This window comes from Pseudoalteromonas sp. AWM4_233, from assembly GCF_056158285.1.
The window spans coordinates 1,603,616-1,617,927 of the sequence record NZ_JBSWSZ010000001.1; the positions used below are offsets into that span (position 1 = coordinate 1,603,616).

At 39.8% G+C, this 14,312-nt stretch carries 11 protein-coding genes; 4 read left to right on the forward strand and 7 right to left on the reverse strand.

Annotated elements, in window-relative coordinates; all coding sequences use genetic code 11:
- Position 1: 1 nt before the first annotated feature.
- From ACXAC4_RS07170 to ACXAC4_RS07195, 6 genes are all read right to left on the reverse strand, one after another.
- On the reverse strand, positions 2 to 904 hold the full coding sequence (locus ACXAC4_RS07170; RefSeq protein WP_475160199.1) for an ABC transporter ATP-binding protein: 903 nt from the start codon (positions 902 to 904) through the stop codon (positions 2 to 4).
- Positions 901 to 1,710 (reverse strand): ABC transporter permease, encoded by an 810-nt coding sequence (locus tag ACXAC4_RS07175; protein WP_475160201.1) that lies wholly within the window; start codon positions 1,708 to 1,710, stop codon positions 901 to 903. The genes ACXAC4_RS07170 and ACXAC4_RS07175 overlap by 4 nt, the downstream gene beginning before the upstream one ends.
- Before the next feature lie 116 nt (positions 1,711 to 1,826).
- Positions 1,827 to 3,641, reverse strand: coding sequence for a M2 family metallopeptidase (locus ACXAC4_RS07180; RefSeq protein WP_475160203.1), 1,815 nt, complete (start codon positions 3,639 to 3,641; stop codon positions 1,827 to 1,829).
- A gap of 128 nt (positions 3,642 to 3,769) precedes the next feature.
- Positions 3,770 to 4,207 (reverse strand): hypothetical protein, encoded by a 438-nt coding sequence (locus ACXAC4_RS07185; protein ID WP_475160205.1) that lies wholly within the window; start codon positions 4,205 to 4,207, stop codon positions 3,770 to 3,772.
- A 131-nt stretch (positions 4,208 to 4,338) separates the two neighbouring features.
- Positions 4,339 to 7,497: an efflux RND transporter permease subunit gene (locus tag ACXAC4_RS07190; RefSeq protein WP_475160207.1), complete on the reverse strand. Its 3,159-nt coding sequence runs from the start codon at positions 7,495 to 7,497 to the stop codon at positions 4,339 to 4,341.
- Between the two features lie 2 nt (positions 7,498 to 7,499).
- Positions 7,500 to 8,675, reverse strand: coding sequence for an efflux RND transporter periplasmic adaptor subunit (locus tag ACXAC4_RS07195; protein ID WP_475160208.1), 1,176 nt, complete (start codon positions 8,673 to 8,675; stop codon positions 7,500 to 7,502).
- Between the two features lie 270 nt (positions 8,676 to 8,945).
- Here ACXAC4_RS07195 and ACXAC4_RS07200 point away from each other — a divergent pair, with 270 nt between their 5' ends.
- Complete coding sequence (locus tag ACXAC4_RS07200; RefSeq protein ID WP_475160210.1) at positions 8,946 to 9,197, forward strand: YkgJ family cysteine cluster protein; 252 nt, start codon at positions 8,946 to 8,948, stop codon at positions 9,195 to 9,197.
- Here ACXAC4_RS07200 and ACXAC4_RS07205 read toward each other — a convergent pair whose 3' ends face one another.
- Positions 9,198 to 9,950: an SDR family oxidoreductase gene (locus ACXAC4_RS07205; protein ID WP_475160211.1), complete on the reverse strand. Its 753-nt coding sequence runs from the start codon at positions 9,948 to 9,950 to the stop codon at positions 9,198 to 9,200.
- Positions 9,951 to 10,067: 117 nt separating this feature from the next.
- Between ACXAC4_RS07205 and ACXAC4_RS07210 the strand changes: the two genes are divergently transcribed.
- From ACXAC4_RS07210 to ACXAC4_RS07220, 3 genes are all read left to right on the forward strand, one after another.
- Positions 10,068 to 10,226 carry a hypothetical protein gene (locus ACXAC4_RS07210; RefSeq protein ID WP_475160213.1) on the forward strand — a complete coding sequence of 53 codons (159 nt, stop codon included), beginning with the start codon at positions 10,068 to 10,070 and terminating at the stop codon, positions 10,224 to 10,226.
- 106 nt (positions 10,227 to 10,332) lie between these two features.
- On the forward strand, positions 10,333 to 11,343 hold the full coding sequence (locus tag ACXAC4_RS07215) for a tetratricopeptide repeat protein (protein WP_475160215.1): 1,011 nt from the start codon (positions 10,333 to 10,335) through the stop codon (positions 11,341 to 11,343).
- A 135-nt stretch (positions 11,344 to 11,478) separates the two neighbouring features.
- A complete protein-coding gene (locus ACXAC4_RS07220) occupies positions 11,479 to 14,280 on the forward strand; it encodes a TonB-dependent receptor (protein ID WP_475160217.1) in 2,802 nt (933 codons plus the stop codon).
- Positions 14,281 to 14,312 lie beyond the last annotated feature (32 nt).

The following is a 14,312-nucleotide window of genomic DNA, read 5'->3' on the forward strand; positions in this document are numbered from 1 at the left end:
GTTACTCCTTATTGAATAGCTCGTTTTCTAACGTGTTACCGTTAATTAACTGACGATATTGCCAATTTAGTTTATGACAATATTTTAGTAACTGTATATCGAATTGTTTATTTTCTGCTTTGTACTCAATAACAAACTCTTTACTTTGAGTTTGTTGTACATGGGTCACGTCTTGTAATTGTTTTAAGTAATCTAATGCCTGATGAGGTTCAGTTATTAGCTGTAGTGTTATATAACAGTGTTCACCTTGATAGCTATGTGTTTTGTGTTCTGATAGAACGCCTTGCTCTAGATATAAGATATTTGAACACAGTCTTTCAAGTTCATTTAGATCATGTGAGCTTAAGATAAAAGTTGCTTGGTCGCTTAAATCCGAAATTATATTTCTTATTTCTCTCGCATTTGCAGGGTCTAATCCTGCAGTTGCTTCATCAAGTAAAATAATTTCTGGTTTATTAATCAAGGCTTGTGCAATACAGACCCTTTTCCTCATACCATGAGACAACTCAGATACTCTGGCTGTGAGGTTATCTTTTAAACCTACTAACTCAAGAACTCTGTGGGTTTCATTTTTTGCATTGGATTTTGATAAGCCTTGGAGTCTGCCAAAGAAATTAAGCTGTTTTTCTAAAGAGAACCTCGGGTCTAATTGCGCATCTTGTGGCAAGGCTGAGAGTTTACTGAATAGTTTTGGATCTTCGAGTTCATAACCCAAGATTTCTACTTGTCCAGAGTCAGGTTTAAGGTATCCACACAGAATACTAAAAAGTGTTGTTTTACCAGCACCATTAGGGCCTATAAGCGCCGTTGTTTTGCCTTTTTCTATTTCAAAAGACACATCTTTCAAAGCTGCTTTTGATCCAAACGTTTTATTTATATTAGTTACTTTTATTACTGAACTCATAATGCACGTTTCCTTAAAGCAACAACCGAAATGAGTAACCAACCCACACTTTGAACAACAGGTAATAGCCAATCAATAAAAGATGTATTTTTTTGTCCTGCAATATCTGTAATTTGTTCACCAGGAAAGGCATAGAACAAAACATTAATAAACGGAATGTAGTGAGCAAAATAAGCAATGACAGCTGAGCCTAATGTGAATAACAAAATTGCCATGACGATGCTTAATCTTGATGAGCTAGTCACTATGTTAAGAAATGCCATCAGCGCAATAAAAGGCATGCTTACTAAAGTTAGCTGTATACTGAGCTTTAAACCGAGTAATAAGCCACTTGAAAATAGTGAAGGGTCTCTATAAGACATAATGAGTAATGTTGCTAAGACAGTAGAAACAATTAAAATAGCGACGATTAATAGCTGTCCTAGATAACGGCCTAGGAGAATTTCGTCTCTCGTACTTCTTAAAGATAAAAACCTGAGAGTACCTCTCTGTCTGTCTCCTACGGTTTGATCTGAGCTCACAAACAATGAAAATAGTGGAAAGCAATAGAGTGAAATTACCCAATAAATTGCAAATTCAGCCTCAGGCCAAGTGATAAGCTCTTGAAAGCCTATGCTGCCTGCTAGCTGTCTAGCAATATCTTTGAACATTGGGCCACTGAGAAAAGGTACGGCTTCGGCAATGAGGTATTTAAAAATCATAAACCATCCCATTGCGAATGCGGTGAGTGCTAACAAGCCTCTTTTTGTAGCAAATAAACGCGTTAATTCAAATTGCGTAATTTGCCATACTCGAAACAATGACATAAATTCTCCTTTAACTTACGGTAACATTAGCTGTTACTCTAAATAAATTAAAGACTTAAATTGTTTCAGAGTATGGCAGTTGTAACATAGTTATCTAAATAAGAATAACTTTGCAATTACCAGCCGCACTGTCGGCCTTGGTTTTGCTCATCTAAATATTTTTGCAGTGGTGCAAAGTAATCTAGAATTGCAGTTGCATCCATTTGTTCGTTGCCAGTCAAGGTCGCTAATGCTTCTTGCCATGGGCGACTACTGCCCATCTCAAGCATAGTATTTAAACGTTCGCCAGCTTCCTTAGAGTTATAAACAGAGCAACGATGAATCGAGCCTTTGTCACCTGCTATTTCACACAGTGCTTTGTGGAACTCAAATTGTAAGATATGTGCTAAGAAATAACGTGTGTAAGGTACATTACCTGGTACATGATATTTTGCACCTGGATCGAAATCGTTTTCAGTTCTGGCTATTGGCGCTTGAATTCCTTGATATTTTTCACGAAGCTCCCACCAAGCTTGGTTGTATTCTGCCGGGCTAATTTCACCATTGAACACTTTCCAACGCCATTGATCCACGAGTAATCCGAAAGGAATAAAAGCTACTTTGTCTAGTGCCATCTTCATTAACAAACCAATGTCTTTTGACTCGTCAGGCACTTCATCTAATAAACCGATTTCTTTTAAGTAACCAGGTGTAACAGAAAGCGCAATTGTATCGCCAATGGCTTCATGGAAACCGTCATTTGCACTTTCTTGATAATACACAGGTTGGGTATTATAAGCGCGTTGATAGAAGTTATGCCCTAATTCGTGGTGAATTACAGAAAACTCTTCGCCGGTACGCTGAATGCACATCTTGATACGCAAATCGTCTTTTGAATCTAGATTCCACGCAGAAGCATGGCATTGTACATCTCTATCCTTAGGTTTGGTGAAGAGTGAGCGACTATAAAATGTTTCAGGCAGTGGAGCGAACCCCATCGAAGTGAAAAACTTTTCAGCACCTTTGACCATGGTTAGCTCATCATAGTTATGTTTCGCTAGCAGTTCGGTCACATCATAGCCTGGATCTGCATTTTCAGGTGCAACAACGTCATATATATTGCCCCAAGTTTGTGCCCACATATTACCTAGTAAGTGAGCAGGGATCGGTTGGTCCTGTGGTACTTTATCTTCGCCATACTTTTCACCAAGTTTGGCACGAACATGACAATGTAAAGAATCATAAAGTGGCTTTACTTGCCCCCAAATTCTGTCTAGTTCATTTGCAAAATCATCAGCAGGCATATCATATTTACTTCGCCACATAGCCCCAGTATCGGCATAGCCCAGTTCTTTTGCTCCGTCGTTTGTTAGAACAACTTGCTTTTCATAAAGAGGGCGCATTGGCTTTGCAACTTGTCGCCAACCTTGCCAGATATCTAATAACTCCTCGTAATCTCGAGACGTAGCCATTTTAGATGTCATTTCGCCAAGGCTCATACACTTTTCGCCTTTACAGTATTTGCCTTTACCGTACATGCCGTCTAACTCGGCTAGAATATTAGCCAATTTTTTAGATTTCTCTGCATTTTGAGGAGCAGGCAGAGTTAGAGCCAATTTTAGTTTGTCCATTTTTCGACGATTATCCTTACTTAGAGTAAGTGAGTCGAATTTTGCTGCTTCACTAGCCAAACGTACAACAACGTCTGTATATTCACGATTAACATCAGCAGAGAGTGACGCTGTGTCTTCTGTTATAAAATTTGCGTAAATCCAAGCCGCACGAGAAGCTCTGGCGTTAAGGTCTACTAATGTTTCAGCAGAGCTAGCTAAGAAGGTCTCTGCATCTTGCTCAGTGACTGTTTTATTTTGGCTTACGGTATTACAAGCTGTAAGGGCGAGTGTACTTGAAACGATTAACGCCCCAATACTTAGTTTAAACTTTGTTGTCATTATTTTTTCTCAGTTGTATTTATTCGGAGGAATAATAGCAGTGGTTGTTTGGTGCGACAATGTGATGCTGTTGGGAAGTTAGGTTATGAAAATAAAAAAGGCTGGATAACCAGCCTAGTGTTTTAATTTTATCTTGCAAATGGATCTGGGTTAATCTTATCGACGTACCATTTACCTTTCTTACGTATCATTTGAACGCTGCGCATATCGTCAACTTGTTCACCTCGTAACATGCCAGTGAATACTAAGTTGACTTTGGCATCATCGCCATATTGCTCACGAAGGCTTTGATTGGTCATATCAACTTCAATTGTGACAGAGTCATACTGTAGATTTACTAAGTTTCTTGCAAATTGTTTTGCTGTTCCATAAGAGCGCATGATCCTACCCAACTTCGGAGTAGCAAGCTGTATCGCAGCATCAAAATCTTTTTTATTATAGATAGCATCAAAATACATTGTCGCTGCGTAACCAGGACTGCTTTTGTCGCCCCTTGCAGATTCATCAGAGCCACAACCGAAAAGTGTAACTAGAACAAGAAGAAGCAGTGTGGTGATTTTTGTCATAGTAGAAAATATTTTTTAACAACTTAACTTAGTGTGTCTCGTTAAGTTTATTTTGTAAAGTGAATGAGAAAACTTTGAGGAACAAAAAAGCTCGACATTTACAATGCCGAGCTTTTTCTCAGTCATAAGGATTAGTTATTTAGCGGGTTTTCTAAACTTGCGTCTTCTGCAACATCGGTTTGTTTGTTTTTCTTACGAAACAAACCTTTGATATCCTCTAGTACAACGTACTGACACGGTATTAATATCAAAGTAATCACTGTTGCAAACAAAACACCAAACGCAAGAGATACTGCCATTGGTATAACTATTTGAGCTTGCAAACTCGTTTCAGTGATAATTGGTACTAGGCCAATAAATGTTGTTAAGGAAGTAAGTAAAATAGCTCTGAAACGTTTACAGCCGGCCTCAACAACAGCTTGTTTTAGCGCAATCCCTTCTTCTCTGGCTTTGTTAACAAAATCAACCATGACCAGTGAATCATTAACTACCACACCTGCAACCGCGATGATCCCGAAGAAAGAGAGGCTACTCATTGTCATGCCCATTACAACATGACCAAAGACAGCACCAACCACACCAAATGGGATCACAGACATGATTAATATAGGTTGAGAGTAAGAACGAAGCGGAATAGCAAGCAGCGCAAAAATGATCATCATTGATAGCGCAAAATCACGAATTTGCTCAGCAACACTGTCCATTTCCTCTTGAATTCGACCAGCAACGCTACTTTGCACACCAGGGTAGTTCTTCAATAAAGATGGTAGGTATTCATCACGAATTTCTTCAGCAATTTTGAACGGCTCAGCTTGGTTTGTATCTACTGCAGCCCATACATTGATTGTACGTTTAGCATTTTCACGGCGAATACGACTTACACCGTCAACTAAATTGATTTTAGCAACTTCTACAAGAGGTACTTCAGCACCCGCTGGAGTAATGATACGGACATTTTGTATGTCACTGATAGAGTTACGAGACTCTTTAGGGTAGCGGATCATCACTTTAATTTCTTCACCTTCACGAAGAATACGCTGTGCTTCTAATCCGTAGTAACTAAAGTTAACCTGAGATGCAACATCAGCCAGAGTTAAGCCCATACTATAAGCGAGTGGCTTCAATTCTAACTGAACTTCGTCAGTTGCACTTTGCATAGAGTCGTTCACGTCACCTACACCAGCCATAGAGTTCAGTTTAGCTTTAAGTTGTTCAGCAACTTCTTTTAACTCATCTTTATTCTTACCTTCGAGTCTGAAGCTAATGTCGCCATCATCTCGGCCACCATTCATGATGCTATCTTCGATGTTAAGTGTTTTAACACCTGGTAAAGGCGGCATTTGTTCGCGCCACATGGCACTTAACGCGAAAGTGTCGATAGGGCGAAGGTCTGGCTCGACTAAGATTGCCATGATCTGAGCATTGGTTCTACCTCGTAGACTAACCGACAGGTCACGTACCATTTTTTGGCCATATTTAGCTTCGATTTGTTTATCGACTTCTAAAATAAGCGCTTCAACTTTCTGGGCAGTTTCAAGTGTGGCAGTTTCAGAGCTAGAAAGATTCATCTCAATTCTTATCTGAGGGAAGTCATGCGGAATTTTAGGGTTTGCGACAAACTTCACTAATCCACCGGCAAACATACCTGCAGCGACTATAAGTACAGTTAAGAAACCAACAATTACGGTGTAACGGTAATGAATACAGCGTTCAATAAATGGGCGGTAAAGGTTTTCAATAAAGTTCTTAAGACCCCCGTCTAAAATCTCACGTAAGCGGTGGAATGGGTTTTTAGGGTTGCTTGGCTTATCTTTCATCGCTGCTAAGTGAGCAGGTAAGATTAGCTTAGACTCAACTAGAGAGAAGATTAGGCAAAGAATAATGACACCACCAATGGCCTTTGAAAATGCCGCTGCAGGGCCGGTCGCTAATGTTTGAGGTAAAAACGCGGCAACCGTTGTCAAAACACCAAAAGTTGCTGGAATAGCAACGCGTTTTACACCACGTACTACGTTATCAAGGCTATGACCTTTCTTTTCTATTTCTGCATGGACAGATTCACCCACCACAATGGCATCGTCAACCACAATACCGAGCACTAGAATGAATGCGAATAATGAAGCGAGGTTAATGGTCACATCTAAAAAACCCATCGGCATAAATAAAAATGCACCAAGGAACGAAACTGGCAAGCCCATCATTACCCAAAAAGCTAAGCGAACACGCAAGAACAGCGCAAGCATCAACATAACCAGAATACCACCCCAAATCATATTCTCGATCATCATATTCAAACGACCATCTAGGTAGTAAGTTAAATCAATGAACGGTTCTATTTGAACGTCTGCTGGTAACGTTTTGTTGCGTTCAGCTAGGTATCTCTTAACGGTATCAGCAACTTTGGTAATATCTTGATCTTTTGATGCTCTTAGCTCAAAAGTCAGTGAATTTTTGCCATTGTATTTTGAAAATTGTAAGCCTTCTTCAAAACCATCTTTAACTACAGCAACATCTCTTAAGAAAATTTGCGCGCCATCTTCTAGTGTCTTTAATGGTAAATTTTCAAATTCATGGCCTCGATATGCCTGATTTTCAACACGCATTGAAATGTAACCATTATCAGAGCGTATTTGACCTGCTGACATATTGGCTGAAAAGGCACGTACTGCTGAAGATATATCTCGGAAAGTTAAGCCATACTCACGAAGCTTATCTGGGCTAACCTCGATACCAATTTCATAGTTTAAACCACTGAAAAAACTTAAAAGATTTACACCAGGAAGTGCTAACATTTCGTCATGTAAGGTATTCCCTAGTTCTTTTAGTTCGGCATTACTTAAGCTACCACTCAGTGACATCCACATCACTTCTTGTTCGAACTTGTCGTATCGAACAATAGGGCGCTCCATGCCTATTGGAAAACTCGAAATTGAATCAACCTGCATTTTCACTTCATCAAGTACTTCCTGCGGGTTGTAACCTTCTTGAACTTGTATCCAAGTTTGCGAAAATCCACGGTTAGAGTAGGTGATTAGTCGTTTGATCCCTTCAAGGCCTTCCATTGATTCTTCGACTTTAATGGTTATGCCTTCTTCAACCTCTTGTGGCGCCGCCCCAGGGTAAACTGCTTGAATACTTAACCATGGGCTTTCAAATTGCGGAAACATTTGTTTGCGAATAGAAAAAGCCGTTAAGATCCCGCCGACTAATATAAATATCATTAATAAATTTGCAGCAACGGGGTTGCGTGCAAACCAGGCAATTAAGCCTTTTTCAGTTGATGTACTCATGCTTATTCCTCCTTAAGCGCAAGCTGCGTTTCAGGAGAAGAAATAGGAGAGTCATCAGTACGAAGTTGCATTCCCTCGGTTGGATACTCTAGTGCAGACGTAATGATTTGAGCGCCATTCATCAGGCCTTGATCTATGATTGCCATGCCATTTGTTTCACGGATGATATTGACACCCTTAAAGCTCAGGGTTAAATCATCATTTAGAACGGCAACCTTATTGTCTTTAATTAAGTGTTGCGGTACTTGAATGGCATTTTCAACTAAAGCACCTTCAATAGAAGCATTCAAGTACGCACCAAAACGAAGTTGTTTTGAACTATCAGAATAAGGCTGCGGAACTTGTGCAACTAAATAAGTCATACGGCTGCGCTGATCAATGACACCTTCGCTACGCACCACTGTACCTTTCCAAGTAACAGTTTTACCCGCAACTTGTGCCGTTAAAGCGACATTTGCGTCAACACCTTGTTGAGGTAGGTATTGCAATTCATGATCAGCGACAGGAAGGCGAATTTCAGCTACTGAAGTAGAGTTCAGGATACCAAATTTACTGCCAGGGTTTACAACACTACCTAAACTGACAACGCGGCTTTCAATAATTGAATCATATGGTGCTTTGATGTAAGTGCGTTCAAGGTTTCGTTTTGCGCGTTTTACACTTGCTTGAGCGGCCTTAAAGCGGGCAAGTTTTTCAGCAAGTTGAGGTTTACGCAAATAAAGTTCAGAAGGGATGGTCTCATTGGCATTATTCTTAATACGTTGCCATTCTTTTTTAGCAACATGTGCTTGAGCCTGTTCAATTTCGAGTGCAGAGCTTGCTTGTGCAAGACTAGCTTCTGCTTCAATTAAGGCTGCTTCATAGTCGTTAGGATCTATGCGGGCTAAAATATCACCTTGTTGAACAAAGCCGCCTTTTACAAATTTATCTGAAAGCTCAATAATTTGTCCGCTAACTTGTGCGACTAGTTCTGTTGTGTACTTAGGTTTAACTATTCCATAGGACTCAACGTTGAGTCTCATATCTGAGATGGTAATAGGCGCAGCCTGTACAAGAGGGTGAATGATTTTCTCTGGTTTTTTTTCAGGTGCTTGTTTCATAGATGAAAGTCCAATGAAAACAGCAACACCACCAGCTAAAACCGCTAAGGGTAAGAGAATTTGTTTTTTACTAGCCACAATAATAGTCCTTCCGACGGTAGAATGACGCTTCAGCATTCTATTTTATTAATCTACACAATGAGCATACTCGATCAGATGTTTCTAGGTATTTATATGCAGTAAGAAGATGTAACAATCCGTGTATTCATGACATAGTTATTTACATTTGCAGGTACAACCTAGATTATAAATATAGTTGATATTTACAGGATAAATGATTCAGTGATTAATAAGGCTTGTTTAGCGTGTTAAACTATCTTTCTTATCACTTTTAAAGGCCGTCTTAACGTGGAGTGTCGATTGCACTGTGGGGCTTGTTGTATAGCGCCAAGCATAAGTACAAGTTTTCCGAATCACCCAAATGGTAAAAAAGCAGGGGAACGTTGTAAAAACTTGACCGATGATAACTTGTGTAAGTTATTTGGTCAGCCGCAACGCCCTCCTGTTTGCCATGATTTTAAGGCGGTGGAGTGGGTATGTGGTCAAAACCAAACTGAAGCACTTCAGATCCTAACTGAACTTGAAACCCTGACTAGTTGATCATAATCCACCTGCTAGATCTATGAAGTTTCCTGTTGCATAAGATGCTTTGTCTGAAGCTAACCAATAAATGGCCTCAGCGACTTCTTCTGGCTCTCCACCTCGCTTCATAGGCAGCTTTTCTTTTAATCTATTTACTCGGTCTGGCTCTCCGCCGTCTGCATGAATGTCTGTGTAGATTAACCCAGGCCTTACACAATTAACTCGAATGCCATTTGCAGCAACTTCTTTTGCAAGGCCGACAGTGAGCGTATCGATGGCGCCCTTGCTTGCAGCATAATCTATATATTCGTTAGGTGAGCCTGTTCTCGATGCTGCTGAAGAGACATTAATAATACTGCCGCCGGTACCACCAAATTCTGTCGACATATGCCTAATGGCGTATTTAGAACAAAGGAAATAACTCATCACATTACTCGTTAATACCTCTTTTACTCGCTCCTCAGTTAACTCAATGAGTTTTGCTTGCGGTTTTAAAATGCCCGCATTATTCACAAGCACGTCGATTACACCCAGTTGTTCAGTGACAACCTCAAATAGTTTTTGTACTTCGTTTTCTTTATTAACATCAGCTTTAACCGCAATGGCTGTTCCACCCATAGCTTTAATTTTGCAGACTACAGCATCAGCTGCATCCACATTGCTTAGGTAATTAACGCAAACGGCATAATCATTTTTTGCGAATAACAGCGCAGTAGCTGCACCAATCCCACGACTTGCCCCTGTAATTACAACAGTTTTTTGTGATGTCATGTGTATTCCTTATCGGTAAAAAATTATTTTGGTAAATGGTTTGTTGCAAATTGGTGTTTTTTAGGTGGTAAATAAATGGCTATTTAAAGCAATGACAACAATCAAACGGATATGATTATGAAATTTAACCTTAAAAAGAAAAACCTAAAGCAATTAAATCGTAGCGTAAACGACATAGAAAAGCAGCAAACCCCTCAAGTAGCTGGTGGTCAACCACCAACGGGTATAATTTGTCATAACATGAGCAGAGATGGACATAATTCTTGCTTTTGTTAATCCAGTGCTGAGCCTTCGGGCTCTTTTAACTCTGGGCTTTAATTAACTGAGAAATTCACTCAAATTTACTATGCTTAAATCAGAGTTTGTGAATTTGAAGATTTCCATGAAAACCTTTATAAATTTTATTTTTCTATTTTTGGCTGTTCCTTCATTAGCAAATTCAATCGTTGAAAATAAAATCACAGAAGCCGAAGACTATTTAACTGTTAATCCTGCACACACTCTGATTTTGCTAGATAGCATTTACGATAAAGAACGTTTCTCTGACGAACAATTTATCCGCTGGCATTTGATCAGAATGAGAGCGGCTGTACCTACTAACCAATTAGTTAAACTCAGTGAGTCTCTAGAAACCGTATTTCACCACAAACAGCATCCTTACTTTAAAGCCCATTTAACTTCGTTTCTGAGTGGAACTGGGATCTATCTAAGGAAAAAGCAATTTCTGGCCGATGCGCAAAAAAGTTTGGAGTGTGCTTATAAATATTCGCAAAATGAAAAACAAAGGTTAACTTTAACGAATAGTTTGGCTTTGGTTGCACGCCAACAGAGCGATTATGACAGTGCTAGGTTACTTTATAAAAAAGCTCGGGCATTGGCAGTTGAGACAAACCGGGAAAGTATCATTGCTATGATAGATAATAACCTCGGAATGATTGAATTCGATGTAGGTAATATTAAAGAGGCTGAAGCTTATTACCGACAAGCATTAAAAGGCTATCAACTAATTGACAAGCGCTCAGGAATAGTAACAGCTAGCATCAACTTACTTTTTTCATTTTTACTACAAGACAAGTTTTTAGATTATCAGCGGTTGTATTCACCAACGGCAACCTTGACTTTAGCTTTTCCGAATCAATCTAAACAATCTCTTTTGTACTGGATCCATCAAAGATATCTACAGCTACAGGGAGGAAAAATTACCTTTCAGACAATTCAAAAACTAAAAGAGTCATATACTAATTTAGAAGACATTAAAGTCAAAACACACATATATCAGTATATTGCCGATTTTATGAACATCTCCTTACAAGCACCAGAAAATAAAGCTAATCAAGAGTTTAATCGACCATGGTTTGTAGCTGTTAAGCAGTGCGACTGGGTTTTGGATTAGTTACATTTCTACTTTACATATTTCTACAATAAAGCCTTAATTAAAGCGTCACGAGTTTGTAAAAAATCGCGTTTACTCTAAACAAAATCAATCTGGACTAGACCAGATTAAAACCCAAAATTAGAGATAAATGTAATGAAAAAACTATCCCATGTCGCAGCTGCAATATTGCTGGCTCAAAGCGCACACTCTTTTGCATCAAATGGCAAACTTGTTGGTTCAGTAAAAGATCTACATAGTCATTTGTCAGGTGTAATGATCTCCGTGCAGGGGCAAAAAGCAACGGCGGTCACAGATTACCGCGGTCGATTTGAATTGCCGAATGTGAAAAGTGGCGAATATACACTTTTAGTGAGCTACATGGGTTACGACAGCGCTGAAGTAAAAGTAAAAGTACTAGACTCTGAAATTACTTTACTCGACCCAATCACCTTAAAATCACAACAGCAAATAGAAGAGGTTGTGAGTGTGGGTCAAATATTTCGGGGTGAAATGGCGGCCGCGAACAATCAAAAAAATGCCTCGAATATTATCAGTGTGATCGCAGCCGACGGAATTGGAAAATTACCCGACAGAAATGCAGCAGAAGCGGTGCAACGTATTCCCGGTGTGTCAATTGAGCGCGATCAGGGCGAAGGACGTTTCGTAGCTGTTCGTGGCCTACCATCGCAATGGAGCTCAGCTAGTATCAACGGCAATCGACTTCCAACAGCAGAAGAAGAAACAACCAGTAGGGCAACGGCATTTGATTTTTTTCCGAGCGAGTTGATTGAGTTTGTTGAAGTATCTAAAGCCATCACACCAGATATGGAAGGCGATGCAATCGGTGGTAGCGTTAATTTCATAACTAAAAAATCAGCAGATGACTTTGTGTTTAAAACAAGTTTTGCATTAGGTCAAAACGAGTTAGCAGAGGGCACAAATTACTCTGCAAATGTGGTATACGGAGACCGCTTACTAGATCACAAACTCGGGTTTATTGTTAATGCCACGGCTTGGAAGCGAGATTGGGCAACCGATAATTACGAACCAAGACGCCGAGGTGAAAGCGAAAACTTCGGAATTTATCGACTAGAGCTGCGAGATTACACAGGTACCCGCGAAACCTATGGTTTAAATGGCTCTGTTGAGTATGACTTAGATAATGGCAGTATCAGTGCCAGTGCATTATATGGCACTTTGGTTGATGATGAAACGCACTACAAGCATCGATTACGTTTTGATAAAGACAGAGTTGAGCTGCAGCATATTCGCAATGAATTAATTACTGAAATGAATGGTTTAGAGTTCGCGGGGGTTCACAATATTGGCTTTGACAAAACCGTGAACTGGCAGTTAGCGAGCTATGAAAATGAGTTCAAATATGGTGATAAACCAAATGGTCAAGATAATAGCTATTTTGTTATGCGTTTTGACCAGAAAAACGTCGGTTATGTTGGTTTGCAAGAAGCTGCAAATGGAAAAAACTACGCGTATAACCTAGTGGATGAGGGCACAGATCCTTGGAATGCGATCAGTAACCATTTTGCAAATGGTTTCGCACTGGATGCAACTCTAGCTGGCTTATCTTGGGTTGAGTTATATAAAGTGTATGTTAAAGAGAAAGATAGGTTGGTTGCTAACCTTGATTTTGAATGGCAAAAAGATTCTGACCTAACCTATCAATTCGGTGCTAAGTACAGAGATAAAGTACGTTATGCGGATTTTGCGGATGAGTTTTACGAGTGGAATAGTGATGAATTCGGTACAGCGCCAACACTTGCTGATTTTACACTTGTTGATCAGCCCGGGCGAAGTGATTACCTTTCAGAAGCTAATTTCAATTACCAAGCACAGTTTTCTCAAGTGGCCACAACTGAAGATGCAATGGCATTTTGGAATACAAACCGCGAGAAATTCAGATTGGTAGATGGTGAGTCTGCACTTATCAGCAATGGTGGCGCACTCGGTCGAAATTTTGATGTAGACGAAACCCATACTTCACTTTACGGTATGGCAACCTATCAAATGAGCGCGCAGTTAGAAATACTCGCAGGACTTCGACTGACGCAAACTAAGACCAGTGTATCCGGCTACACCTACTTAGCAGATCAACAACAAACTGTAGAAACTATGCAGAGTAATGATTATCTTTCTGTGCTACCAGCTCTACATCTTACCTATCGTGCTGATGAATCGACAAATTATCGTGTTGCATTAACAAGAAGCTTTGCCCGTCCAGACTTTGGCTCATTAACTCCGGGGGCAACTTATCTAGAAGCAGACAACAAGCTTGATTCAGGTAACCCTGCGCTAGAGCCAACTTATTCTAACAACCTAGATGTAATGTTAGAGCATTATTTTGACAGAGTAGGTCTGGTCTCTGCGGGTGTGTTTTATAAAGATATTCAAGATCCAATTTTCGAAAAACGCTCGATTGGCAATTACAACGGTCGTGATGGCGTTAATATTGTTCGCCCAGAAAATGGCGACAGCGCGTGGCTTGCTGGGGTAGAGTTTGCGTTTAATCGTGACCTTGGTTTTATTTCTCCACAGTTAGAAAATTTTGGTGTTATGACCAATGCCACATTTATGGATTCAGAAATGACCATTCCAGAGCGGGCAGGCAAGGTTGCTATCCCAAGGCAAGCAAAAGAATTATATAACTTTACTCTTTACTATGACGATACTGAATTTGCAGCTCGTATCGCTGTGAATCATAAAGGTGCTTATATCGAAGAGCATGGTAAATCAGCAAACAGCGACAGTTATTATGGCGCAAATACTAGTGTTGATTTTACAACTTCTTATCAAATCAACGAACAAGCTTTGGTTTATCTAGAGCTTAATAATCTTACCAATGAAGCACTTGAATACTACATGGGCGAAAAGGGCCGACCGCTACAAGTTGAGTACTACGGTATGCGCGCAATGATTGGTTTTAACTACCAGTTTTAGCTGTAACTTAAACGCCTAGTTTTTGTTTCTTA